The organism is Burkholderia sp. BCC1996 (assembly GCF_905339955.1).
Taxonomy (GTDB): domain Bacteria; phylum Pseudomonadota; class Gammaproteobacteria; order Burkholderiales; family Burkholderiaceae; genus Burkholderia.
In genome coordinates this window covers 342,757-368,825 of sequence record NZ_CAJPHM010000004.1, presented here as the reverse complement: position 1 = coordinate 368,825, position 26,069 = coordinate 342,757, and the positions used below count along the sequence as shown (strand labels likewise).

The 26,069-nt window shown below is 62.0% G+C and carries 22 protein-coding genes; 10 read left to right on the top strand and 12 right to left on the bottom strand.

Annotated elements, in window-relative coordinates; translation table 11 throughout:
• Positions 1 to 10: 10 nt before the first annotated feature.
• Together U4Z64_RS07860 and U4Z64_RS07855 are read right to left on the bottom strand one after the other, a co-directional pair.
• A complete protein-coding gene (locus tag U4Z64_RS07860; protein WP_321819616.1) occupies positions 11 to 475 on the bottom strand; it encodes a MaoC family dehydratase in 465 nt (154 codons plus the stop codon).
• Between the two features lie 246 nt (positions 476 to 721).
• Entirely contained in the window at positions 722 to 2,368 is a 1,647-nt protein-coding gene (locus tag U4Z64_RS07855) for a fatty acid--CoA ligase (RefSeq protein ID WP_321819615.1), read from the bottom strand.
• 273 nt (positions 2,369 to 2,641) lie between these two features.
• Here U4Z64_RS07855 and U4Z64_RS07850 point away from each other — a divergent pair, with 273 nt between their 5' ends.
• Positions 2,642 to 5,452: a LuxR C-terminal-related transcriptional regulator gene (locus tag U4Z64_RS07850; protein WP_321819614.1), complete on the top strand. Its 2,811-nt coding sequence runs from the start codon at positions 2,642 to 2,644 to the stop codon at positions 5,450 to 5,452.
• 159 nt (positions 5,453 to 5,611) lie between these two features.
• Here the strand turns inward: U4Z64_RS07850 and U4Z64_RS07845 are convergent, their stop codons facing one another.
• From U4Z64_RS07845 to U4Z64_RS07800, 10 genes are all read right to left on the bottom strand, one after another.
• Positions 5,612 to 6,565 (bottom strand): LysR family transcriptional regulator, encoded by a 954-nt coding sequence (locus U4Z64_RS07845; protein ID WP_321819613.1) that lies wholly within the window; start codon positions 6,563 to 6,565, stop codon positions 5,612 to 5,614.
• A gap of 129 nt (positions 6,566 to 6,694) precedes the next feature.
• Complete coding sequence (locus tag U4Z64_RS07840) at positions 6,695 to 7,390, bottom strand: PqiC family protein (protein ID WP_321819612.1); 696 nt, start codon at positions 7,388 to 7,390, stop codon at positions 6,695 to 6,697.
• On the bottom strand, positions 7,387 to 9,027 hold the full coding sequence (locus U4Z64_RS07835) for an intermembrane transport protein PqiB (protein ID WP_321819611.1): 1,641 nt from the start codon (positions 9,025 to 9,027) through the stop codon (positions 7,387 to 7,389). Before U4Z64_RS07835 ends, U4Z64_RS07840 begins: the two co-directional genes overlap by 4 nt.
• Positions 9,020 to 9,661 (bottom strand): paraquat-inducible protein A, encoded by a 642-nt coding sequence (locus tag U4Z64_RS07830; protein ID WP_321819610.1) that lies wholly within the window; start codon positions 9,659 to 9,661, stop codon positions 9,020 to 9,022. The genes U4Z64_RS07835 and U4Z64_RS07830 overlap by 8 nt, the downstream gene beginning before the upstream one ends.
• The gene (locus tag U4Z64_RS07825; RefSeq protein WP_175689078.1) at positions 9,658 to 10,299 is read right to left on the bottom strand and encodes a paraquat-inducible protein A; all 642 of its coding nucleotides are present in this window, start codon (positions 10,297 to 10,299) and stop codon (positions 9,658 to 9,660) included. Before U4Z64_RS07825 ends, U4Z64_RS07830 begins: the two co-directional genes overlap by 4 nt.
• Positions 10,300 to 10,396: 97 nt before the next feature.
• Entirely contained in the window at positions 10,397 to 10,858 is a 462-nt protein-coding gene (locus U4Z64_RS07820) for a MarR family winged helix-turn-helix transcriptional regulator (RefSeq protein ID WP_321819609.1), read from the bottom strand.
• 8 nt (positions 10,859 to 10,866) lie between these two features.
• A complete protein-coding gene (locus U4Z64_RS07815; RefSeq protein ID WP_321819608.1) occupies positions 10,867 to 12,351 on the bottom strand; it encodes an MdtP family multidrug efflux transporter outer membrane subunit in 1,485 nt (494 codons plus the stop codon).
• Positions 12,348 to 14,444 carry a multidrug efflux transporter permease subunit MdtO gene (gene mdtO / locus U4Z64_RS07810; RefSeq protein ID WP_321819607.1) on the bottom strand — a complete coding sequence of 699 codons (2,097 nt, stop codon included), beginning with the start codon at positions 14,442 to 14,444 and terminating at the stop codon, positions 12,348 to 12,350. The genes U4Z64_RS07815 and mdtO overlap by 4 nt, the downstream gene beginning before the upstream one ends.
• Positions 14,445 to 14,451: 7 nt before the next feature.
• Complete coding sequence (mdtN, locus tag U4Z64_RS07805; protein ID WP_234621196.1) at positions 14,452 to 15,507, bottom strand: multidrug transporter subunit MdtN; 1,056 nt, start codon at positions 15,505 to 15,507, stop codon at positions 14,452 to 14,454.
• 14 nt (positions 15,508 to 15,521) lie between these two features.
• Positions 15,522 to 15,842 (bottom strand): YtcA family lipoprotein, encoded by a 321-nt coding sequence (locus U4Z64_RS07800; RefSeq protein ID WP_234621197.1) that lies wholly within the window; start codon positions 15,840 to 15,842, stop codon positions 15,522 to 15,524.
• Positions 15,843 to 16,262: 420 nt separating this feature from the next.
• On the opposite strand from U4Z64_RS07800, the gene U4Z64_RS07795 reads away from it, so the two are divergent.
• The 9 genes from U4Z64_RS07795 to U4Z64_RS07755 all read left to right on the top strand — a co-directional run bounded on the left by U4Z64_RS07795 (position 16,263) and on the right by U4Z64_RS07755 (position 26,020).
• Entirely contained in the window at positions 16,263 to 17,663 is a 1,401-nt protein-coding gene (locus U4Z64_RS07795) for a cytochrome ubiquinol oxidase subunit I (RefSeq protein WP_321819606.1), read from the top strand.
• A gap of 3 nt (positions 17,664 to 17,666) precedes the next feature.
• Positions 17,667 to 18,674 (top strand): cytochrome d ubiquinol oxidase subunit II, encoded by a 1,008-nt coding sequence (cydB, locus tag U4Z64_RS07790; protein ID WP_321819605.1) that lies wholly within the window; start codon positions 17,667 to 17,669, stop codon positions 18,672 to 18,674.
• A 43-nt stretch (positions 18,675 to 18,717) separates the two neighbouring features.
• Entirely contained in the window at positions 18,718 to 19,224 is a 507-nt protein-coding gene (locus tag U4Z64_RS07785) for a sugar dehydrogenase complex small subunit (protein ID WP_321819641.1), read from the top strand.
• Positions 19,224 to 20,843, top strand: coding sequence for a GMC family oxidoreductase (locus U4Z64_RS07780; protein WP_321819604.1), 1,620 nt, complete (start codon positions 19,224 to 19,226; stop codon positions 20,841 to 20,843). Before U4Z64_RS07785 ends, U4Z64_RS07780 begins: the two co-directional genes overlap by 1 nt.
• 2 nt (positions 20,844 to 20,845) lie before the next feature.
• Positions 20,846 to 22,123, top strand: coding sequence for a cytochrome c (locus U4Z64_RS07775; RefSeq protein WP_321819603.1), 1,278 nt, complete (start codon positions 20,846 to 20,848; stop codon positions 22,121 to 22,123).
• 308 nt (positions 22,124 to 22,431) lie between these two features.
• Positions 22,432 to 23,673, top strand: a complete 1,242-nt coding sequence (locus U4Z64_RS07770) for a PucR family transcriptional regulator (protein WP_321819602.1) — start codon at positions 22,432 to 22,434, stop codon at positions 23,671 to 23,673.
• Between the two features lie 257 nt (positions 23,674 to 23,930).
• The gene (locus U4Z64_RS07765; protein ID WP_175689068.1) at positions 23,931 to 24,395 is read left to right on the top strand and encodes a two pore domain potassium channel family protein; all 465 of its coding nucleotides are present in this window, start codon (positions 23,931 to 23,933) and stop codon (positions 24,393 to 24,395) included.
• Between the two features lie 297 nt (positions 24,396 to 24,692).
• On the top strand, positions 24,693 to 25,097 hold the full coding sequence (locus U4Z64_RS07760) for a DUF3331 domain-containing protein (RefSeq protein WP_321819601.1): 405 nt from the start codon (positions 24,693 to 24,695) through the stop codon (positions 25,095 to 25,097).
• 119 nt (positions 25,098 to 25,216) lie between these two features.
• Positions 25,217 to 26,020: an enoyl-CoA hydratase-related protein gene (locus tag U4Z64_RS07755; protein WP_321812907.1), complete on the top strand. Its 804-nt coding sequence runs from the start codon at positions 25,217 to 25,219 to the stop codon at positions 26,018 to 26,020.
• The last annotated feature ends 49 nt before the right edge of the window (positions 26,021 to 26,069 follow it).

The following is a 26,069-nucleotide window of genomic DNA, read 5'->3' as shown; positions in this document are numbered from 1 at the left end:
CGCTCCAGACTTACCTGAGCACCATCGTCAGCGCTTGCGCGACGAGGGCCGGTTTGGTTTCGCCTTCGACCTCGAATGCGTTCTCCGTGACCAGCAGCGTTCTGCCTGCGCCCTTGTCGTCAACCGACAGCAACGTGATGCAATTGCGTACACGTGCGCCGGCCGGCACGGGCGTCAAAAAACGAACCTTGTCGAGCCCGTAGTTGAGCGCCATGCTCACGCCGGCGGGCTTGATGAAGACCTCGAACGAAGTCGGCGCAATCAAGGACAACAGCAGATAACCGTGCGCGATGGTCGTGCCGACCGGGCTCTCGCGCCGGGCGCGGTTCTGGTCGATGTGAATCCACTGATGGTCGCCGGTACAGCGAGCAAACGCGTCGATACGCGCCTGGTCCACTTGTTCCCAGGCAGACACGCCAAGTTCCTTGCCTATCCATTGCTGAATGCCGTCGAGGCCCGCGCTTATGCCAGTCATATCGCTCTCGTCGCAAACTGATGCAGGTTAGTGAAATGGATTCGGCCGACGACGCATCATCGGGCGAAGCACCGCACGAACGGCACCACGGACGAGTCTCTCGAATCGAGCACTGTTGTCATTCTTCCGTCTCCAGTTTTACAGGCTGATTCACCGTCGTCGCCCATGACGAGACGAAGCGGTGAATGCCTTCTTTTGATTTCGCCATGTCAGGCACGCAGGCCGATCCTGGCGGGTACCGACTGGTCACGCGTTCGCGTACAAGCTGCGCAATGCTTTCTTATTGATTTTTCCGACGCTGGTCTTTTCCAACGATTCGACGAACAGAATCGATTGGGGAATCGCATATTTGGAAATCATCCCGCGTTCGACAAACTCGGCCAGATGTTCCTGAATCGCGCTCTTGTCCGCGACGCCGTCAGGCTTGAGCACGACCAGCGCCAGCGGCCGCTCTCCCCATTTCTCATCCTTGATGCCAACGACGGCAACTTCACTGACAGCCGGATGACGAGAAATCAGGCTCTCGACCTCGAGCGAAGACACCCATTCGCCACCCGTCTTGATCACGTCCTTGATGCGATCCGTGATTTGCAAATACCCGTCGCTGTCGACGACCCCGATGTCGTTGGTATGCAGATACCCGCCCTCCCAGAGCGTCTCGGACGCCTTCGCGTCGTCGAGATATCCTTGCGTCAGCCACGGAGCCCGCACGACGACTTCGCCAGGCGTCTTGCCGTCATGCGCTACATCGTGCATTTCGGTATCGACGATGCGCAGGTCGACCAGCGGGATCGGCAAGCCGGCCTTCGTCCGGATATCTACCGACTGCGATTCGTCATCGAGCATCGATGTCTTGACTTGCGCCAAGGTCAGCACCGGACAGGTCTCCGACATGCCGTAGCCCGCGAAAATGTCGATGCCGCGCGCCAGCGCGAGTTGGGCGAGCCCCGTTGGCAACGCCGAGCCTCCGATGATCACTTTCCACCCGCTCAGGTCGATATCCTTTCCGGCGGGATGGGTCAGCAACATTTGCATGACGGTCGGCACACAGTGTGAAAAACTGACCTTCTCGCGTCGAATCAACTCCAGCAGCGTCTCCGGCAAATAGCGCCCGGGATACACCTGCTTGATTCCGAGAACGGTCGCGATGTATGGCATACCCCACGCATGGACATGAAACATCGGCGTGATCGGCATGTAGACATCGTCCCGATCGATGCGCCCCTGCCTCGGCGAGCTGGCGAGAGCAGCCATGGTCGCCAGCGTATGGAGGACGATCTGTCGATGCGAGAAATAGACACCCTTCGGCGCACCCGTCGTGCCCGTCGTGTAGAAGGTCGTCGCCCGCGTGTTCTCGTCGAAGTCGGCGAAATCGAACTCCGGTGACGCTTCTTCCAGCAGCGCTTCGTATTCGTTCACGAAATATGCGGGCACCTCGACCGTTCCGCTATCGTCAATCAGCACGAACCGATCGATGTGACGCAGTTCTCCGCGAATCTTGTCGAGCGCAGACAGAAACTCCGCATTGATCAGCAGAACGGACGCGCCAGAATGATTCAACGTGTATGCGATCTGATCCGGCGACAGCCTGACGTTGACCGTCATCAGCGTGGCACCCATCATCGGGATGGCGAAGTAGCACTCCAGATAGCGATGGCTGTCCCAGTCCATGACAGCAACCGTGTCTCCCGGTCTTACGCCCAATGCCTGCAAGTAGTTGGCCACTTGCCCGATACGGTGACGCAGCGTCCAATAGTTGTGCCGCACCTGTCCCCGGTAAACAATCTCCTGCTCCGGGCTAACCGCGAGGGGCGTATGTAACAGTTGCTTAATCAGCAGCGGATAGGCGTAGGCCGACGACGATTGGTCGATCAGCGAAGCGGTAGCTACCATTGATTCCTCGACGGACAGTTGGGAAACGCTTGACCTGACGAATCGCGCCCCACCAGCACGACGCAATGCGATGAACGCGTTGTCGAGCGGCGTGGACGTGAACCTGACTGAAAGACTACGGGCAGGTGGGAGGCGCGTGTGCCTGGCGAAGGGGGGGTTGGAAGCCGAACACCGGGGGGGAGGAAGGTAAGCGCCCCCCTCCCGTGGGAAAACCCTCACCGTCCTGACTACGGCACCTATTATCATGACAAGGTGAATTTCGCACCGATTGCAATGACGTCACCGACCGATTCTGACGAGTACATCTGGAATCTTTCGTTAATACAAACGAAGATGGCGCCACCGCGTCCGCCGCGGTGCCGGGTATCGCGCCGCACGCTGCTGAAAAAGCTGGCCGCGGCGTCCGAGCACACGGTCACTCTGATTACCGCACCGGCGGGATTCGGAAAAACGACGACATTGTCCGAATGGTGCGAGGTGCTACGCGCACGCCATCAACTCGTCGCGTGGCTCAGTCTGGACAACGAAGATGACGATCCCGATCAGTTCGGCGCCTACCTCGTCGCTTCGCTGAGCCAAGGTACGCGGGGGGTCGGGCAACAAGCCGAAAAATTGCTGCGCAAGGATCCGTTGACCCCGAGCAGAATCGTCATCTCTGTTCTGCTCAACGAAATCGCCATCTGCGGCAAACAGGTATTCCTGATCCTGGACGACTTCGACCGTCTCACATCCACCGCGGTATGCGCGGTCGTGCTACGACTATTGCGCTATGCGCCAGAGAATTTTCACGTCTTGCTCGGCGCGCGTGGAGAACCCAAGTTGGCACTTGCACAATTCCAGGCCCAGGACCAACTGCTGCGGATAGACGCTTCCGACCTACGCTTTTCAGCCGACGATGCGCAAACGTTCTTCGCGCATGCAGGCAACGCGATGCTCGACCGCTCCGCCGTCGAATTACTGCACGAAGCAACCGAGGGATGGATTGCAGGCTTGCAGCTCGCTGCACTGTCGCTGAAGGGGGAACCGGACACAATCAAGGTAGCGCGAGATCTCACCGGCAACCGATTCGGCATCGACGCCTATCTCGACGAAGCCGTCCTTACGCGCCTGCCGTCAGCCGTCTATCAATTTCTGCTTCGGACGTCGATTCTCGACCGCATGAATGCCGAATTGTGCGATGCGATCATCGGAGCCAACGCCCACAGTTGGGAAAAGCTCGATTGGCTGGAGCGGAACAATCTGTTTATCCGATCGCTCGACGACGAACGGCAATGGTTCAGGTATCACGCGCTGCTGTCCGACGCGCTCAGACGGCGAGCCGCCCGGCAGCTACCCGACGATCTGCCGAAACTTCATCATCGTGCCAGTCAGTGGTTCGCGAGCAAGCGCCAATGGCCGGACGCGGTACGTCATGCCCTGGCTGCCGGTGAGACGCAGCAGGCAGCGACCTGGGTCGAAGGCTGCGCGATGACGTTGATGGATCGTAGCGACATCAGCGCGTTACTGAGTTTGATCGGCAGGCTTCCACCTCAAGTGGTGCAGTCGAGAATACGATTGCAGCTTGCCAAAGCCTGGGCGCTGGCATTCCTGATGCGAGTCTCGGAAGCCGACGACGTGTTGCGGCCCGTGAAAGCCGACTTCTCGCACCGGGGCACTGACAGCGCGCAAATTGAAGATGAACGAAACTCGACGTTCCCCATCGAGCTGACTGCGGTAGACGCAGCGATTTCCGGATTTGGAGACGACAGCTGTCAGTCGCTCGAGTTCGGGGGACAAGTCGCAGCCTCGTCATTGCCGCTGTCGGCGTGGGTCAGGCGAATCGGGGAGACGGCACACATCTTCGGCCTGATCTACGCCGGTCGCTTCGACGAGGTTGAGCACATCAGGCTCGAAAGATCCGGAACCAGGATTGACGATCCCGAATGTCTCTACGCGAGCGTCTATCGTGAATGCATGTTCGGGCTGAACATGCTCGTGTGCGGCCGCCTGGCGGAGGCCAAAGCGCTGTTCTCCTCTGCCATCGCCTATGCGGAAGCAAACGTATTCCGCAACTCCGCGGCGGCAGCGGTGCCAGCCGGCTATCTGGCTGCTGTTTGCTACGAACAGAACGATTTGTCCCGCGCATGGCAGTTGATCGACGACCGGTCGACCATCGCGGCGGAAGCGTGTCCGCTCGGCTCACTGTCGAACTTCTGTCGTACCGCTGCCCGACTGTATGCGAGGAGCAATGATATTGCGTCTGCCTTGCTCTGCCTGACACAGGCGACCGAAATCGCCACCACCCGAAGCTGGCTGCGCTTACGTGCAGCGTGTGATGCCGACATCGTGCGGCTCTGTCTTCAGCGTGGCTGGATCGATCGAGCAAGAGAAACCGCCGATGCGCTCGATCCGCTCATGCCAGAGCAGATTCCGATGCCGATGGGCAGCTTCATCATCACGTGGGCAAGCTGGTGCGAGGTGAAGGCACGGCTCGACATTGCGACTGGTCAGCCGGGCCGAGCTGTCGAACGGCTCGACGCATTGAGAAACACGCTAGCCCAAGCCGGGATGAAGTACCACGAAGCCCGGATATCCCTACTGCGCGCGTTGGCGCTCCTGCAGGACAACACGTGTGACGCGGCATTCAAGGCACTGGAAGACGCACTGCGCTATGCGCAGGCAAACGATATGATCGGGAGCTTCGTCGACGAGGGCGAGCCGTTGCTGCACCTGCTCAGGAAATGGGCGCGTGATACGCCCGATCTTGCAGGTATTCAAAAAGCCTTTCTGGATCGACTGCTCGCCGCGTTCGAAGAACAGTGGATACCGACGACTGACGACCAATCGCGCACGGCCCGAGACCTGCTCAGTTCTCGCGAGATCGAAATCCTGGGCCATATCGCTCATGGTCTTTCCAATAAGGAAATCGGACGCGCATTGCGCGTTGCGCCAGAGACCATCAAGTGGCACTTGAAGAATATCTTCGAGAAACTCAATGTCAGCTCGCGATTCGAGGCTGTCCAGAGCGCACTGGGCGTCACCTTGGCCGATCGCGGTGAAGCGGCGGAATCCGATGAAACACCGTCCCGGCACCGAGCGACGTAGCGTCGGCAAGTCGGACTGCTGGATCCCCGCGCGATACGTCCGTGTCGAGGGCGTTTGGCCACGGCCGCCTTCGCTATTCTCCGTATAGACGCCCGGACGACTGATTGTCGTCGCACGCAAAGACAGCCCGCCTGGGGCCAATTAAAGCCAAAGCAACAGCTAACAACGACCACGTGTTTTCTGCTTCCCGGGATCACGGGAGGAATGACCGGAATCCTCGATCGCCTCTTCGAATACTGCTTTGAACCAATCGATGAAAGTGCGTAGCTTGTTTGGCATATGGCGACTCGGGTAATACACGATGCTCACCGGCTTCGCCTCCGCGAAGCTGCCTCGCATTATCTCCGTGAGCGAGCCATCGTCAAGATAGGAGCGGAGCGCAAAGCGGTAGCCCGAGATGATGCCCAGTCCTGCTAGCGCGCACGAAATGACCGCATCCGCGTCGTTCACCATGATCCGGCTCTTCATCACAATCGGCGCGGCCTTACCGCCGACATGGACCTCCCAGGGTTTCAGTCCAGTTCCGTCATCCCATGCGGCTGCCACGGTCATATGGTCTTTCAGTTCTGCGTGTTTACGAGGTTCACCGTGGCGAGCCAGATAGGCCGGCGACGCAACCATGATTCGATCGATCCACCCCACTCCCTTCGCGATCACGCTGTTCTCCCGTACGGTACCGATATGGATCGTGCAATCCACCGCGTCCTTTGCGAAATCGAAAGGGTTGTCGGAGATCGCCATCTCCACATCGAGTTTCGGAAACGCATCAAGCAGCGACGGCAGCGCGGGAATCAGCACACTCTTCGCAATCGCGGAGGAAAGTCCGACCTTGATCCGCCCCTCCGGCGCGCACCCGGCGTTTGCAGCCTCCGCGTTCATGTTGTCGATCTGTTCCAACACGCGAACGCAGGCATCGTAGTAGGCACGGCCCTCTTCAGTCGGACTGACGGTGCGCGTGCTTCGATTCAGAAGGCGCACGTTGGCCTGCTTCTCGAGATACTGAACGAGGCGCGATACGGTGGCTGGCGCGAGATGCAGATGTCTGGCCGCCGTGGTGAAGCTCAAACAGTCGACCACGCGAACAAAGGCCTTCATAGCCACCAGGCGGTCCATAACGTCTCCTTTTTACGATTGCATCGCCCGGTAAATCGACGGTACTTTCGTCACGTCATGGTCCCGTGCCACGCCTGCATGGCGTCTACAGCCGGGCCGCGCTTTTCGGCATCAGCCCGATGGTCGCGTTCAGCGCGATAAATTGAGGCAAGGCACAGTCGAAGCCTGTGACAGATTCACCGCCCTGGATTGTCCAGAGACACGCGCTTTCACGAATCTGGTACGCAACGTTTCAATCGCCTCGACACCCCCGGTAATCTGGCTCGCTAGTGCCGCGAGTGCACGCCGGTGGCCGACCACGAGCGCGTCGTAGCCGTCGTCAACCGGTTCCGCGACGCTCGTGCGGCAGGTCATCACGGCCTGCGTGGCGAGCGAGCGCACGCTCCACACCGCATCGACCGCCGCGCGCTTGCCCGGCCACGACTCGAAGCGCTGCACGTTCACGCTGATGCGGTACACGGGCACGCCGGGTGGAGTCGCGGAGTTCGCGACGTCGATCGTGCCGAGCCGCGCGGCAAGATCATCGGACAGCGCACGACGGATCTCGTCGGCGGGTGGGGATGCCCAGCGTTCCTGCTCGAGCACATCCACCTGCGCGGCGTTCTTCTGCACGACCAGTTGGTTCCTCGCAACCTGCTCGGGCACACCGACGGACGGCACCTCGATCAGGAACGGCGGGTTGGCGGGCGCGGAGTGCACGGGCGCCGCAGCGTCGACCGGGCTCAGCGTATAGAACCTCGCGGGGGGTGAGCTGCACGCGGCGAGCGCCAGCACGGCGAAGGCAGCCGCAGCGCCGCTCGAGAAACCGTTCACGCGTGTCGTCATTGTTGATCTCCTGGCTTGCCCTTGAGCAGCGATTCGGGGTGACGCTCGAGATAGTCGGCGAGCGCATTCAGCGATTGCAGCGTGTGCGTCAGCTCCTTCAGCGCGCCGCGCACGTCGGACTGCAGCGGCGAGTCCTGCTGCAGCGTCGCCTCGGCGGCCGTGAACGTCTGCTTCGCCGCCGACAATGTGTCGCGCGCCTGTGGCGCGACCTGCGTGTCGAGTTGCTTGAACAGCTTGTCGGCGTTCGACAGCGCGCTGTTCAGATTTGCACCGATCTGGTCGAACGGCACCTTGTCGAGCTTCTTCGCGATGTCGGCCACCTGAGACTGCAGCTCGTCGAGCGTGTTCGCCACGGTCGGCAGTTCGACAGTCTCGTGACTGACATCGAGCTTCACGGCCGGCGCCGTCGGGAAGAAATCGAGTGCGACGTAGAGCTGACTCGTCAACAGGTTTCCGGTGCGCAACTGGCCGCGCAGCCCGTGCTCGACGAGTCGCTGCAGGATCCGTCGACGTTCCGGTTCGCCCTTGCTGCGAATCGCGTCCCGGAAACTCTTGCCGAGCCGTTCCGGATACAGATTCATCGTCACCGGCATCTTGAAGCTCTTCGCCTTCGCGTCGTAGTCGATGCCGATGTTGGTCACTTCGCCGAGCACGATGCCGCGGAAGTCGACCGGCGCACCCACCGCGAGTCCGCGCAGCGACTGATTGAAGTTCATCACGACCGGCACGCGTTCACCGTCCGGGTCGCGCATCGCCTGCCCCTCGTCCGAGGCCAGCTGGAATACCGTGTCGTGCGCAGCCACTTCCCCAGGCGGTTGATCGGCCGGAGACTGGAACGCGATGCCGCCGAGAATCACAGTGGCGAGCGATTGCGTGTTCAGTTTCAGGCCGCTCGAATCGAGACGCAGATCGACGCCGCTCGCCTGCCACCAGCGCGAATTTTCATGAACGTACTGGTCGTACGGCGCGTTGACGAACACCGTGAACGTAACGCCCGTGCCGAGCTTGTCCAGCGAGAAGCCGACCACCTGCCCGACCTGCACGCGCCGGTAGTACACGGGCGAGCCGATATCGACCGAGCCAAGCGAATCGCCGCGCAGCGTGTACTGCGTACCGCGCTGGTCGCCCGTCACGGCAGGCGGTGTATCGAGGCCGCTGAACGCGCGCTCGCTATCCTGCGAACGGCCCGCGTCGACGCCGATGTATGCGCCCGACAGCAACGTGCCGAGGCCCGATACGCCGGTCGCGCCAATGCGCGGGCGCACGACCCAGAAGCGCGACCCCTTCACTGCGAAGTCTTCGGCTTCCTTCTTGAGCCGGACGTCTACCAGCACATGCGACAGATCCTTTGCAAGACGGATCGCGTCAACCGTGCCAACCTCGACATCCTTGTATTTCACCTGCGTCTTGCCGGGCTCGAGCCCTTCCGCATTGGCAAAGCTGATCGTGATTTCCGGACCTCGTTCGCGCACCGACTTGACGACGAGACCGATGCCGATCAGCGCCGCAATCAGCGGCACAAGCCACACCAGCGACGGCAGCCAACCGGCGCGCTTCGCGATCGCCGGATCGGCAATGGTCGGTGGTTGGCCGGCACCTGGATTGGAATCGCGTTGTGGGCCTTGCGGACTATTCATGGTGATTTCCAGAGATTTCAACGGGATCCCAGATCAGACGGGGATCGAACTGCAACGACGCGAGCATCGTCAGGATCACGACCGAGCCGAACGCCAGCGCGCCGGGACCGGCGGTGATGACGGCGAGCGACCGGAAGTGGACGAGCGCGACGGTAAGCGTCACGACGAAGATGTCGAGCATCGACCAGCGGCCGATGTGCTCGACGACCCGATAGAGCGTGGTGCGCTGCATCGGCCGCCAGGTGGAACGACACTGGGCGGTGATGACCAGGATCAGCAGTACGCAGAGCTTGAGCATCGGCACGAGAATGCTGGCGACGAACACGACCACCGCGAGCGGCCAGTCACCCGACACCCAGAAATAGACCACGCCACTCATGATCGTGTCCGACTGCGAGCCGACGATCGACGACGTACGCATCATCGGGAGCAGATTGGCGGGGATGTACAGGATCATTGCCGCAAGCAGAAACGCCCAGGTGCGTGCAAGACTATTCGGGAAGCGCTGGTGCAGCATGCTTCCACAGCGCGCACAATGGGCCGGCACCTCACGTCGATCAACGGCAAGCGTCTGAACCTGGCCGCAGACGTGGCAGCTCGCCATGCCCTCACGGCCAGCGGTCGTCGTCTTCATTGGATCGTCGCCTCGTCGCCGGCGTGGTTGTCGCCGCGCAGTTCGTCAGCCAGATCCCACAGTGCACGCGGATCGAACATCACGACGACGGTCAACATCAGCGTGAGCGCCGCGAACGCGAACAGCGCCGCTTCAGGCACCACCTGCGCAAGGCTCACCATCTTGACGATCGTGACGAGGATGCCGAGCATGAATACCTCGATCATCCCCCAAGGGCGCACCAATCCGATCGCGCGCAACACCGTGCCAAAACCACGCGGAATGCGGCCGGCGCGCAGCGGCAGCATCACGTACAGCAGCGCTGCCATCTCGGTGAGCGGAAACAGCAGCGTCGCGCAGAACACCATCACGGCGACGATGCCCATACCTTGATCCCACAGCGCCCGCACCGCACCCAACAGCGTCGTCTGCACGTGCATGCCGTTCACGTTCATTTCGAGGATCGGAAAACCCTGCGCGATCACGAACGTGATCAGCGCGGCCAGCGTGAGCGCGCAGACGCGGTCGAGCTTCGAAACACCGCCTCGGTAAAGCAGTTCATTGCAACGCGGACAGCGCGCTTGCGTGTTCCCGGCGAGCGGCAGCTTGCGCAGCAACGTGTCGCAGGTATGGCAAGCGATCAATGCAGTGCGGGACATGTGGCGACACTCGCTCTACAGGTTTCGGGCCATGGACCACGGATCGACGACGCACGCATCGGCGTCCGTTGGCATGGCGCAATCGGGGCGTAACCGTTCATGCCTCGATCTCGCAAATGATTCGCCGGAGAAATCGTCTGAGAAACATCCGTTCCTCCTCCGACAATCGCCCCAGCACGATCCGCTCGGCCTCCTCAACGACGGGCGGAACCCGCTCCGCGATCTCTCGCCCCTTCGACGTAAGCGACAGATTCAGCGTGCGGCGGTCCCGGCCATCCCGACGCCTCACGATCAGCCCGCGACGTTCCAGATCCTGGGCAAGTCGTGTGAGGCGGCTTGTTCCGCAGCCGAGCGACTTCGCAAGCTCCTGACATGACGTCGCGTCACTGCGCGCGAGATGGGCCAGCGCGTTGCCCTGCGAGAACTGAACCCCGAGCGCCGTCAGCATTCTGTCGTTCAGCACGTTCCGAATCGAGATCTGAACGGCCATCATCGTGCGAAAGCCGTCGACCTCACGCGGCACGTCACGAACGGGCGATCGTAGTGACTGTTCGAACATGAACGGCATTACCTCGGGTTGAGGACAACCGGCGCATCCGACCGGTAGCCACCACCGAGCGCTTTGGTCAACGCGATGTCCTGGCCGATCCGACGACCGTCGAGATCGAGCAGTGCGACCTGCTCCAGAAGCACGGCCTGCTTCGCTTCCTCCGCAGTCAAGCGGCTGCCCAGCCCGCTACGATAATGCGCATCGGCGCTGTCCTGCGCAAACGTCACGGCTTGGATCTTCTGCGTCTGCAGCTTCGCTTCAGCGTCGAGATCCTGCAGTTGGCTGCCTGTCGTGGCAACGTCGCGCACGGCGTTCAGGACCGACTGGTTGTATTGCAGGATCAGCAGGTTGCTCGCATGGCGCGCGTTGCCGAGATTCGCGTTGAGTCGGCCACCATCGAATACCGGCAGGTAAAGGCCGGGGACGAGATTGATCTGCTGGCTCGCATGCGTGAACAGGTCACCCAGATGCAGCGCGTTGACACCGAAAAATGCCTTGATGTCGAAGCTCGGATAGAACGCGGCCTTTGCCGCGTCGATCTTGTCGAACGACGCTTCGACATACCAGCGCATCGCCTGCAAATCCGGGCGCCGCGCCAGCAGTTCATACGACAGCGTCGACGGCAGCGACGACGGCGGCTGCGGCAACGGCACGGGCGTGATCTCCGGCAGATCCGTTGGCCCGGCACCGAGCAGCGCACGCAGCGCTTCACGCAACTGCACGATGCGCCCGCGAGCAGCCACCAGCTGCCGCTCCGTCGCCAGCTTCTGCGCGCGGGCGAGTTCCGCCTGCGTCTGCGGCTCGAGCCCACGGGCCGCGCGTGCGGCGTGTGCATCCATCGAGAACGCAGCCACGTCATGCAATTGTTCCAGCAGACCGATGAGACGATAGGTCGTCTGAATACCGTAGTAGAGCTGCGCGACGTCGGCGGATACCTCCAGCTCAATCGCCGACGTCTCGACCACCCGCGCGTTGTGCGTACCCAGCGCGGCCTCGACCTGCGCACGCTGCTTGCCCCAGATATCGATATCGAGGCTTGCACTCAGGCCAACGATGCCTTCCGTGTACCACGGCCCGGTCGCGCCCAGCAGCGGCTGATTGCCGGAATAGGCGCCCAAAAAGCCGTTGCTCGACACGCGCTCCCGATCGACCGACCCGAGCGCGCTCACCTGCAGATTGGTCCCCGCTTTCACGAGATCGACGTCGGATTTGGCCTGCGATACGCGGGTGCGCGCGATCGCCATCGTCGGCGAATCGGCCAGTGCCCGACCAACCAGCGCGTCGAGCTGCGGATCGCCGTAGCGCGTCCACCAGCGCGCCGACGGCCAGCCGTCCCGCGCCAGGTGGATGTCGTCAGCGATGCGGATCCGATCCGGATCGAGTGTCGTCGTGGGCTTGGTGTCGTGACGAATCAGCGCACATGCGGACAGCCCGCACAGCAGCACCGCGACGGCTATGCGGCGCAACGATGAACAGGAAGGTCGAATCAACGAATCGGTCATGCTTGGGAAGCTCGGGAAGTCAATACTGAAGCGACGGGTTCTGGCGCCCAGGCGGGCAGCCCTGCTATCTGGCCGGCGAGATCGCCGGCGCGGGTCAGCAGTCGGTCGTACGCCGTCTGCGACGCATCGCCCCGTCGGGCGGACAGATCCTCCGTGCAGCGATCCGAGAGAGCTGCAATCGATGCACGCGGTGGCGGGTCTATCGTCAACGGGTGCTCGACCAGCGCGTCTGCATAACTGTCCAGCGCACCGGCCAGTTCGGCCTGGAACGCTGCCGTCGCGACAGCAACCTCGGCCGGCAGATGCTGTGCATCCCGCTCCGCGCCGAACGCATCGGTCGCCAACAGGATTTCGCGCGTATGAGCCAGCAGGGTCTGCACCCGCAAGGTCAGGCCTTCGTGCTCGCCGTCCGCCATCTGCCAGCCCGGCTCGAGCGCGACACGTGCCGACATTGCCTCGCTGTCGCCCAGTTCCGCCCACAGCCCGACCGGCACCGGCCCGGTCGCATCCGAGCGAAGTTGCGTACCAATCCGGCGCAGCAGCTTCGCCGCCCGCTGACGCAGCGCCTCACCCTCGGCCTCTGGCCATAGAAACGCATGAGCTACCGCGGACACGACAACGCCGAGCAGGATGCCGATCATCCGGTCCCGGATTTCAGTGAGATTCGTGGTCGGGCCAAAGTGCTCGAGCACGGCCAGCGAGAACGTAAACATGATTTGCGTACCTGCGTAACTGATACGCTCCGAGCCCGCCGATACCCACGCGGCCATCGCGATCACCGGCAACGTCATCATCAGCAAGCCGACAATGCCGTCCAGATGCGGCATGACCCAGACGACCATCGCGAGCGCCAGCACGCTGCCGACCGCCGCGCCGCCGATCCGCAGCACGGCACGCTGCGCGGATGCGCCGAGGCTGGGTTGCGCGACGATCAGGCAGGTCAGCATCATCGTATGGATGCCTTGCCAGTCGGTCGCGACGTAGAAAACGTAGCTGCACATGGCCGCCATAAGCGTCTTCAATGCGAACTGCGCGTAAACCGGGTTGGTGACGGCATCCGGCACCAACATGCGCTCCTTCTCGGCCTTGGACTGTGCTTCAGGCGGGGCGGCCGACCGGTCCGAGAACATCAGCAACGCGTCGCGCATTTCTGCCAGCGCGCCCGGCAACCCTTCCGCCGCCAGTCCAACCAGCGCGTCCGGCGCAACAAAACGGGCGTCCGTCCCAGCTGCCTCGGTCAGGCGCCGGATGGCGTCGCGCAGCACCGGAAGCGCATCGGCCGCCGATCCCGTGGCAGAGCCCGGCAGATGGCCCGCCGCCGCGTACAGTCGCGACACCGTCGCCACGCGGGCGAGATGCAATGCCTGGCTCGAGCGATACACAGGGTCGCGCATCGTCGCAAAGCGGAGCAACTTCTGTAGCGTCAGCGCACCGACCTGAATGTCGCGTGCCGTTGGGCCACCCACCGTCGGTGCACGCTGTTCGAGCGCGGCCAGACGCGAGTCGACGGCATTGAGTTGCCCGCACAGGGCCGCTCGAAGCTGATGCACCGGTTCCGCCGGCAGGAACAGCGTATTGATGACGAGCGTCACTGCGATCGCATAGTTGACCGCGACCCATACCCACAGCACCGCGCGTACCAGCAGTTCAGCCTGATCGGTTCGATCGACGAAGGTCTGCGAGTAAATGACGATGATGGCGACGATGAAGAACACCACGCCGATCTTTGCCACCCGCATCATGTAGACGCTGAAGAAGAACAACGCACCCGCCAGCAGTATCCGCAACAGCGGATAGTCGTAGGTGAACTTGAACACCAGGATCGAACTGCCGACGGCAAGTGTCGAACCGACGACAAACAGGATGCCGATCAGGCGCGTCACCACGACGTTAGCCTGCGTCACGAAGAACACCACGATCAGCGACACCGCCAGCAACGGCACCTCCAGCGCCATCGACGCGACGATGACGATTGCGCTGGCAAGCACGCAGCGCAGCATCACGTTCATGCGCCCCGGGTACGGGCGAATCTCTCCGCCGACGAAGCCCGCGAAGCGCTGCAGACGGCTCGGCGAGAATTGCGCGGTGCTCATGCCGCGCTCACCGTGCCGTGTCGTGTGCAGCAGCGTCGCGCCTGAGCGTCGCGACCGCCGAGGTGCCGACCCGGAACAGGTTCGGATCCGGGTCACGCACCGCGATCTTGACCGGGAACCGCTGCGACACATGCACCCAGTTGATGCTGCGCGCCACGCGCGGCAACCCGTCCAGCACCACGCCGCCGTCGTCAGGCAGCACGCCGTAGCTGATCGAATCGATCGTACCGCCGAAGCGTTTGCCGGTGTCACTCGTCAGATAGACAGTGGCCGGCATTCCCGCGCGTATGCCCTTCAGATCGGTTTCACGAAAATTCGCGACAACGTACCAATGACGCGTGTCGATCAACGTAAAGACCGGCTTGAGCGCCGAAGCGAACTGGCCGACCGTCGTGCGCAAGGAAGCCACCCTTCCGTCGAACGGCGCACGAACTTCGGTGTACTCGAGATTCAATTCGGCGATCGCGATCTGTGCCTCGACTTCCGCACGCTGCGCGACCAGCGCATCCACACCGCTGACCGCTGCGGATGCCTGCTGCGCCTGCAGCATCGCCGCGTTCAGTTCCGCCTGCGCCGCGCGCTGCGCGGTTCGCGCCCGGTCGACGTCCTCCGCCGACGTGTAGCCCGGCGCGAGCAGCGGCTCCATCCGGTGCAGCGTATCGGCTGCCTGTGCAGCCTGCGCGCGCGAGCGTTCGACCGCCGCCTTGACGGAGTCTGCGTTGTACTGCTGCGCATTGACCGTGCGTTGCGTCAGCCCAATCTGCTTGTCGAGCGTAACCAGCCGTGCGCGCGCCTGGTTCAGCGCGTCCTGGTACGGCCGAGGATCGATCCGGAACAGCAGGTCGCCCTGCTTCACCGGCTGGTTGTCGCGTACCGGCATCTCGACGATCTTGCCGTTGACTTCCGGCACGACGTTGATCGTGTCCGCGTAGACGTATGCGTCATCGGTCGTCGGCGACTGGTCGAGACGCCACACGACAACGCCGAGCAACACCAGCGCGGCAATCACGATGAGCCATGCAGGCAGGGACTTTTTGCGCGATGCGCCGGAAGCGTCGGACATAACGGTACGCGAGATCAGTGGGGAAAGAAAAGCAGCCAGAACGCCATCGCGAGCGCTGCGGCGAGCGCGGGATAGCTGATCGCCAGCGGCGCGAGCAGCGCGCGCTTGCCGCGCTTGCCCAGCACGACGTGAACGATCGCCGTCCCCAATACACCGCCAACGATGCAGAACAGCCAGTCAGGAAAAGCCGCGCCGAATACGGCAACCGACGGCGCGGCTGCACATCCTTCGAGCAACAGGCTGGCCGCGATCGAAACGAAACTCAGGGCGGTAGACAGACGCATCGGCAAATTACTCAAGGCAACGAACGAAAGCGGCATGAGGACATGACGCAAGGATGATTCAGCGATCGAACCAACGCTGTGAAAAGCGGCTCGGGCGGACACACAACTACCAGTGCCGGACACCTATTTCGGCCTTTTGATCGAGAGTACTCATCTGGCCCAGCATGAGCAGTGCGCGATTCGGCTGTTGATAGTAATCGCGGTATTCGGTCGATGAAACTGTGAAACATCATATTGCGATTGTGGCCTTTCACAATACTGTGATTTCACACAAACCGATTTGTAGATAATCACAACACCTCGCTCATGATCAGTCTGCAAAACTCGTAACCCCCCTTCGCATAAGGCACGATCGGCCTTCACTGGCCCGTACCCCGTATCGTACAAATTTTGCAATCCAGATATTTACGTTGACTTTGCGTACTTCTATTGATTATAAGAACGTGAATTCAAACTTGAGACGGAGCGGTGATGGAGATATTCGACGCACTTCATCTCGCGCGGCTGCAGTTCGCGTTCACAGTCTCCGTCCACATCATCTTCCCCGCCATCAGCATCGGCATGGCCAGTTTTCTGGCCGTGCTCGAATGGCGCTGGCTCGTGACGCGCGATAACGCCTACAAGGCCATGTTCCTGTTCTGGTCGAAGATCTTCGCGATCGGCTTCGGCATGGGCGTGGTCTCGGGCGTCGTGATGGCCTACGAGTTCGGCACGAACTGGAGCGGGTTCTCCAGCGTCGCCGGCAACATCACCGGGCCGCTGCTCACGTATGAAGTGTTGACCGCGTTCTTCCTCGAAGCCGGCTTTCTCGGCGTGATGCTGTTCGGCTGGCAGCGCGTGAGCGAGCGAGCACACTTCTTCGCCACGCTCATGGTCGCGGCCGGCACGCTCGTGTCGACATTCTGGATCCTCGCCTCGAACAGCTTCATGCAGACGCCGCAAGGCTACGCGATCCGGAACGGTCGCATCGTTCCGGTCGACTGGCTCGCCGTCATCTTCAATCCGTCGTTTCCGTACCGCCTTGCCCACATGGCGATCGCCGCGTTCATCGTCGCGGGTTTCATCGTCGCTTCGTGCGGCGCATGGCATCTACTGAAGGGACGTCGCGACGAGCCCGTCAAGCGCAGCTTCTCGATGGCGCTCTGGCTACTGCTGATCCTGACGCCGGTACAAATCGTCGTCGGCGATGCGCACGGCCTCAATACGCGCAAGTACCAGCCCGCGAAGATCGCGGCAATCGAGGGGCTGTGGGAAACCGAGAAAGGCGGCACCGCGCTCAATCTCGTCGGCCTGCCCGACATGCAGGCCGAGGTCACGCGCTATGCGATCCAGGTGCCGCATCTCGGCAGCCTGATCCTCACGCACAGCTGGGATGGCGAGATTCGCGGCCTGAAGGAATTCCCTCCGCAGGACCGCCCGTATTCGCCAATCGTGTTCTGGACGTTCCGGATCATGGCCGGCCTCGGGATGCTGATGCTTCTGACCGCCCTGCTCGGCCTGCTGCTGAGGCCCGGCGGCCGGCTTTACGAAGCGCGCTGGTACCAGCGGTTCGTTCTGTGCATGGGACCGTCGGGCCTGGTCGCGTTGCTCGCCGGCTGGATCACGACCGAAGTCGGACGTCAGCCGTGGACGGTCTACGGCGTGCTGCGTACCGCGGATTCCGTGTCGCCCATCAGCGCGCAGCAGGCCGGCGTGTCGCTGCTGATCTTCGTCGTGGTCTATTTCCTGGTGTTCGGCGCGGGGGTCTATTACATGATGAAGCTGATGTTTCGTGGGCCAACGGCCAAAGCCGGGCTTGTCGAGGTTCGCCGGCATCCTGGTTTGCATAAAAGCGCCCTGTCCACACCGCTAGACACCACCGAAACGGAGTGACCCATGCAGATCGACCTTCCTGTCGTATGGGCCGCGATCATCGGGCTCGGCGTGTTTCTCTACGTGATGCTGGACGGCTTCGACCTCGGTATCGGCCTGCTGTTTCCGTTCTTCGAGGAGAAACGCGATCGCGACGTGATGCTCCATACGATCGCGCCGGTGTGGGATGGCAACGAGACATTCCTCGTGCTCGGCGGCGCCAGTCTGTACGGGGCGTTTCCCGTCGTATATTCGACGCTGCTTCCTGCCAACTACCTGCCGTTGATCCTGATGGTAGTCGGGCTGATCTTCCGCGGCGCAGCATTCGAACTACGAGCGAAAGCGGTCCGCACCCAACACCTGTGGGATCTCGCGTTCATCGGCGGCTCCGCGCTCGCGGCATTCTGCCAAGGGATCGTGCTCGGCTCGCTGCTTCAAGGCATCCGGATCGTGAACAACCAGTTCGCGGGCGGCCCGTTCGACTGGCTATCGCCGTTCAGCCTGCTCTGTGGAATCGGCGTGCTGGTCACGTACGCAACGCTTGGCTGCGGCTGGCTGATCCTCAAGGTCGAGGGAGAACTTCAGCGCAGGATGCGCTCGCTGATGAAGCCACTGACCGGCGTGCTACTCGGCGTGATGGGTGTAGTCAGCCTGTGGACCGTGATCGGTCTGCCCGCCGTCGCCCATCGCTGGTTCGGCAGCGGCAATCTCGTCTGGTTCATGCCGGTGCCGGTCCTCGTGCTCGCATGCGTCGCGGGAATCGTCCGAGCGCTACGGACCGAACGCGAAGCAACGCCGTTCCTGTTGACGCTCGGATTGGTCTTCCTCGGCTATACGGGATTCGTGATCAGCATCTGGCCGAACATCGTGCCGCCATCGCTGACGATCTGGGAAGCCTCGTCGAGCCATTCAAGCCAGTTGTTTGCACTCGTCGGCACCGTCGCAATCCTGCCGGTCATCCTCGTCTACAACGCGATGCAGTACCACGTGTTTCGCGGCAAAGTGCGCGAAACGGACGCAAAGCATTACTGATGTCGACTTTGGCTTGCCGTATGACTACCTGAACATTACCAACATGACCCACAGAACGGTTCCCCACTCGCGTCGTGACAACGACGAAGCCGTATCCGGCATCACGCGGCGTCAATGGCTGCAGGGCGCACTGGCGCTGACGGCGGCGGGCCTCACCGGCTCACTGGCGTTGCGGGCCCTGGCGGACGATCCCGGCACCGCGCCGCTCGACACGTTCATGACGCTCTCCGAAGCACTGACAGGCAAGAAGGGGCTGAGCCGCGTGACCGGCGAACGCTTCCTGCAAGCCTTGCAGAAGGGTTCACTCAGGACGGCCGACGGTCTGTCGCAACTCGCCGGTGCGCTCGCGTCCGGTTCATTGACTCCCGATCAGGAAGCGCTCGCGCTGAAGATTCTCGGAGCCTGGTACATCGGCATCGTCGACAACGTCGTGATTACCTACGAAGAAGCATTAATGTTCAGCGTCGTGTCCGATACGCTCGTGATCCCGTCATATTGCCCCAACAAACCCGGCTTCTGGGCCGACAAACCGATCGAGAGGCAAGCCTGATGGCCGATACCGATACGCAAAAAGCCGACGTCGTCGTCGTCGGATCGGGTGTCGCAGGCGCGATAGTTGCCCACCAGCTCGCGATGGCCGGGAAGTCCGTGATCCTGCTGGAAGCCGGCCCGCGCATGCCGCGCTGGGAAATCGTCGAGCGCTTTCGCAACCAGGTCGACAAGACCGATTTCATGGCGCCGTACCCGTCGAGCGCATGGGCGCCGCATCCGGAATACGGCCCGCCGAACGACTACCTGATCCTGAAGGGCGAGCACAAGTTCAACTCGCAGTACATCCGCGCGGTGGGCGGCACGACGTGGCACTGGGCTGCGTCGGCGTGGCGCTTCATCCCGAACGACTTCAAGATAAGGACTGTGTACGGCGTTGGCCGCGACTGGCCGATCCAGTACGACGACATCGAGCACTACTACCAGCGCGCCGAAGAGGAACTCGGCGTGTGGGGACCGGACCCCGAGGAGGATCTTTACTCGCCGCGCAAGCAGGCGTACCCGATGCCGCCGCTGCCGCTGTCGTTCAACGAGCAGACCATCAAGAGCGCGCTGAACGGCTATGACCCGAAGTTCCACGTGGTGACCGAGCCGGTTGCCCGTAACAGCCGCCCGTACGACGGCCGGCCGACCTGTTGCGGGAACAACAATTGCATGCCGATCTGCCCGATCGGTGCGATGTACAACGGTATCGTCCACGTAGAGAAGGCTGAGCAGGCCGGCGCGAAGCTGATCGACAGCGCGGTCGTCTACAAGCTCGAGACCGGGCCGGACAAGCGCATCGTCGCCGCGATCTACAAGGACAAGACCGGCGCCGACCATCGCGTCGAGGGCAAGTACTTCGTGATTGCCGCGAACGGTATCGAGACGCCGAAGATCCTGCTGATGTCCGCGAACCGCGATTTCCCGAACGGCGTCGCGAACAGCTCCGACATGGTCGGCCGCAACCTGATGGACCACCCGGGCACCGGCGTGTCGTTCTACGCGAACGAGAAGCTGTGGCCGGGCCGCGGCCCGCAGGAGATGACGTCGCTGATCGGGTTCCGCGACGGCCCGTTCCGCGCGACCGAAGCCGCGAAGAAGATCCACCTGTCGAACATGTCGCGCATCAACCAGGAGACGCAGAAGATCTTCAGGGGCGGCAAGCTGATGAAGCCCGAGGAGCTCGACGCACAGATCCGCGACCGTTCCGCGCGCTTCGTGCAGTTCGACTGCTTCCACGAGATCCTGCCGCAACCCGAGAACCGCATCGTGCCGAGCAAGACGGCCACCGACGCGATCGGCATCCCGCGCCCCGAGATCACCTACGCGATCGACGACTACGTGAAGCGTGGCGCCGTGCATACGCGCGAGGTCTACGCGACGGCCGCGAAGGTGCTGGGCGGTACCGAAGTCGTCTTCAACGACGAGTTCGCGCCGAACAACCACATCACGGGCGCGACGATCATGGGCGCGGATGCACGCGACTCGGTCGTCGACAAGGACTGCCGCACGTTCGACCATCCGAACCTGTTCATCTCGAGCAGCTCGACGATGCCGACCGTCGGTACGGTGAACGTGACGCTGACGATCGCGGCGCTCGCGCTGCGGATGTCGGACACGCTGAAGAAGGAAGTCTGACCGTGCGGAAATCTACTCTCACCTTCCTCCTGGCCGGCTGCCTCGCGCTGCCGGGGCTCGCACGCGCGGCCGACGCGGCCGATCCGGCGCTGGTCAAGCGCGGCGAATATCTCGCGGTCGCGGGCGACTGCATGGCCTGCCACACCGCGAAGGGCGGCAAGCCGTTCGCGGGCGGTCTCGGCATGCCGATCCCGATGCTCGGCAAGATCTATACGAGCAACATCACGCCCGATCCCGAGACGGGCATCGGCAACTGGTCGGCCGAGGACTTCGAGCGCGCGGTGCGCCACGGGGTGTCGAAGAACGGTGACAACCTGTATCCGGCGATGCCGTACGTGTCGTACGCGAAGATCAACGACGACGACGTGCAGGCGCTGTATGCGTACTTCATGCACGGCGTCGAGCCGGTCAAGCAGGCGCCGCCGAAGAATGAGATCCCCGCGCTGCTGAGCATGCGCTGGCCGATGAAGATCTGGAACTGGCTGTTCCTGAAGGACGGCGCGTACGAGTCGAAGCCATCGCAGAGCGCCGAGTGGAACCGCGGCGCGTACCTGGTACAGGGCCTCGCTCACTGCAGCACGTGCCACACGCCGCGTGGCATCGCGATGCAGGAGAAGTCACTCGACGAGACGGGCGGCAGCTTCCTGTCGGGTTCGGTGCTGGCGGGCTGGGACGGCTACAACATCACGTCCGACCCGAATGCGGGGATCGGCGGCTGGACCCAGAAACAGCTCGTGCAGTACCTGCGCACCGGCAGCGTGCCGGGTCTCGCGCAGGCGGCCGGCCCGATGGCCGAAGCCGTCGAGCACAGCTTCTCGAAGATGACGGAAGCCGACATCGGCGCCATCGCGACGTACATCCGCACGGTACCAGCGGTGGTCGACAGCAGCGCGAAGCAGCCGCGGTCGTCGTGGGGCAAGCCGGCCGAGGATGGCCAGAAGCTGCGCGGCGTCGCGTTCACGTCGTCGGGAATCGACCCAGCGCGGCTGTATCTCGGCAACTGCGCGACGTGTCACCGGATGCAGGGCAAGGGCACGCCGGACAGCTATTACCCGTCGCTGTTCCACAACTCGACGGTGGGTGCGTCGAATCCGGCGAACCTCGTGCAGGTGATCCTGAACGGCGTGCAGCGCAAGGCCGGCAGCGAGGACGTCGGGATGCCGGCGTTCCGCCACGAGCTGTCGGACGCGCAGATCGCCGCGCTCACGAACTACCTGACCGGGCAGTTCGGCAATCCGGCCGCGAAGGTGACCGAACAGGACGTCGTAAAGTTGCGTTGACGGCGCAAGCTCCATGTCATTCAGTGCGCAGACTCACCGCGGCTGCGCCGTCCTGCCCCCGCATCGCGCTCATCTGCGGCAGGTTCGAGCGGTCATGTTGACCGGCTCGACCTGCTGCTGCAGCCTCAGTGAAACCACCACATGCCAGCATCAAACACCTCGCGGCGCACAACCCGCTCGCTCTGTCCCCACCCTGTTTCGTAATCCTTCGTTTAGCTAGTTCAGCAGCACGATCGCCCCGCACGTACCATTCAGGCATATCGGAGCACTGCCCGATTGCGCGGAGCTTTCGCTAGGAGTCAAATCGTATGACAACTGCCATCCCCGAGATTTCCCCGGCCTTGCGTCGGTGGACCGCCAGCGTCGCCGAAAATAACGCCGCATTTGTGGAACGCGTGTACAAGGCATTGATGAACATCAAGCCCTATGCGGACCTCGATTCGACGACCAAGCTCGATATTCGAGACTCAATCGTCTTGTCGTCGAAACTCTGGCTCGATAGCCTCATGTCGGGCAAGATGCCGTCCGAAAATGCGCTCGAATGCTTCCGCGCATACGGACGCCGACGCGTCTACCAGGGTGTTCCGCTCGAAGCATTGCTTCGTGCATTCCGACTCGGATCCCGCGAACTGTGGTGTTTCTATATCCAGATTGCCGAGGACGACGACGCGCTTCGCGATGAACTTCTGCTTCGAATCTCCCCGTATCTGCTGGAGTTCTTCGACATCATGTCGCAGGAAATCGCACAGACCTTTCTGGAGGAGCAATACAGGCAAGCCCGCTGGCGGGAATCGCTGCGCTATCAGTTGCATAGCATCATCTTCAATTTTCCCGACGATACCGATGCATTCAACAAGACGGCGGCAGCACTACGTCTCGACGTGACAGTGCCGAGAGTGGCATTGGCCATCGACGTCGAATCGATCGACAGCAATTCGGCCACCTTCAGGACCGAGATCGACCGCATCGTTGCGGCAGCCGCCCGGCGCCTCAGAGTCCCTATCGACGATATTTTCGACATCTGGTTTCGCGAGCAATTGTTCCTGTGGATACCGGAGCGCCTGGGAGAGACGAGCGGGCCGAACGACAGTCTGCTGGCCAAGCAGATTGCATCGATTGCCGACACATTGCCTGAAGTCAAGGCGATCGGTGTCGGGCTGCCGGGCGAAGGCGCATCGGGCTGGGCCATGTCCGCCGATGAAGCAGGCCGGGCACTCAGTTTCGGCCGAAGCCATCTCGACGAGGAGCGCGTGCGCCTGTATTCCGAAATCGCGGTCGAGGAAAGCATACGCGGCACCAAACGTACGCTGACTTACCTCACATCCATGGTCGAGCAACTGGCAGGCGAACCCGATTTACTCGAAACGCTTCGAACTTACTTCGACCAGCTTCAGCGACGAAAGGCAACCGCGAGCGTATTGGGAATCCATCCCAACACGCTCAACTATCGCCTGGAGCGCATCGAGAACATCCTCGGGGCACGCCTCGATGACGCCGGCTGGATCTCGAAGCTCGATATCGCGATCAAGCTGCGCGGCGCGGTCAAATGACAACAGACATTAAGCGAACCATCGACGCAGCGAGGTGGTCGCTTGTCGAAACAGCGCTCGACGAGCCAAGTCCGAGCACCTACATGACCCGACCACCGGTAGTGTTCCGCTGGCCGAAACCTTGTCTAGTCACCGTAACGGGTTCAGCACCAGCATGACGTCTTCCCGCGCGCAGCGACTCGTAGCCGCGCGTTTCCAGGTGCAAGGCGCGCACCTGACGCCGTTTTTCATTCTCATTTCCGTACGTAAATATCTCCATGGAAAGCTGGACAATTGGCATTTTTCTTGGCATGGCCAACATTCTGATTCACGCAGCAGCGATGGTATTTCTGGCTGTCGTCGCGCGTCGGCTTCGTCGTGTGCTCGATATGCAACGCGACACCATTCACGTGCAACTGCGTAAACTGGTCGGTATCGTTGCCTTCATCTGCATCGCGCTCGGTCTGCTTCATACGCTGGAGTCGGCTCTGTGGGCCGTTGTGTTCGTTCAACTCAAGGCACTCAACTCGTTCGGTGACGCGCTGTTCTTCTCAATCGATACCATGGCGACACGCGGCGCGTCGGGCCTTTCCTTGACGGAAAACTGGCGGATGCTCGGTGCGATCGAATCGTCTGATGGCGTACTCCTGTTCGGGATGTCCACCGCCTTTATATTCGCCGTGATTCAAGCCGATTTCACAGCGATAGCGCATGCGCTGCATCGTCCAGCCTCTTCTCGATAGCGTCCGCACACCGAATACCGGCCCGTGAGTCGGTGTCGAGCTCCACGGCGCGCCATGCGTCGCACGGCCATCGCTCTATCTCCGCCACTTCGCCCCGTCGCGAAACGTCCCCATTATTCACACCTGGCGAGCGACCAGTCCTCCACGGCCTGGATTCGTTCGTCGATCCCATGCCAATTGGAAAAAGAGCTAGCTTCATTGTGAGATCTCACATATGCATCGGATCAGCGTCACCTTAAGATCAATCGTAGTCAGCACCACTTACTTGAATGAACCGCGGTAAGAGGAGTCGCATGGATGGATAGTGGCGTACCAAGTAGCGCGATCTGGACACACACAGTTGACATGCTTGACGGCGGTATTCGGCGCAACAACCACGCGCCATCATCCGTCAACGAAGGCGGGCGAAGTTGTCATCCGAACGGAGCTTCGTCTGCCCCCACCGTCCGCATATTGGGCCGCAAAAGCGACTCGACCATCTACGTATCCTGGCTCGATCCAACCGCGTGCCACTACGGTGACCAGATGTGGAAGCTCCGTATCGCCAAAATGCCCGGAACTTGTGCGCTGTCGCACTGCGCCATCCACGTCGGTGACCTTGTCTATCGGCCGATCCACGCGAGGTTGCAATCAAAACCCGTCAACCGAAATTTCATGATCTTGGCCTCCGCTGTCGAGAACACCCGGATTCAGGATCTCTAACCTCTTCTTCCACCCGGTCCTCCGCGCCACAAGACGCCACCACGAGACGATTCGTTCACACCTTCCGATTGCCGTAGGCCAAGCATCATCGCGCGCCATCTTTTGGAGAAATCCATTCCATGCCTAATAGCCTGTCACTTCCAAGTTTCAGCACACTCCTCTACGAAAAGAAAGCGTCGGTCGCCTATGTGACGTTGAACCGTCCCGACGTGATGAACGCGTTGAACCAACGGGCGATCGAGGAGCTACATGCGGCATTCACGGATGCGCGTAACGATGCATCGATTCGCGGCGTCATCCTCACCGGTGCAGGCAATCGTGCCTTCATCGCCGGCGCCGATATCGGCGAACTGGCCAGCGCCACGCCAGTCGAGGCCGAGCAGCGCACGCGTGCCGGCCAGGCGCTGCTCGATTTCATCGAACGTCTCGGCAAACCGGTCATCGCCGCGGTGAACGGCCTCGCGCTCGGCGGCGGATGCGAGACCGCGCTGGCTTGCACGATCCGGCTCGCGAGTCCCGGCGCGAAGTTCGGCCAACCCGAGGTCCGGCTCGGGCTCATTCCCGGCTTCGGCGGCACCCAACGACTGCCGCGTCTCGTCGGCAAGGGTATCGCGCTGCAACTCATCCTCACCGGAGAAATGGTGTCGGCAGAAGAGGCATATCGGATCGGCCTGGTGAATGAAGTCGTGGCAGCCGACCAGCTGATTGCTCGCGCAGAGACGATCCTGGCGCAAATCGCCGCCAATGGGCCGCTGGCCGTCGCGTATGCGATGGACGCCGTCCACCTCGGTTTGAATGCGGCGATGCCGGAAGGACTGGCGCTGGAAGGAAAACTGTTTGCGCTGTGCGCCGCGACCGATGACAAAAAAGAGGGCACCACGGCCTTTCTCGAGAAGCGCGCGCCTGTATTTCGCGGGCGCTGACCCGCGCCGGCACCTTCGCCCGGAGCGGCAATCGGGGCACGCCCCATCG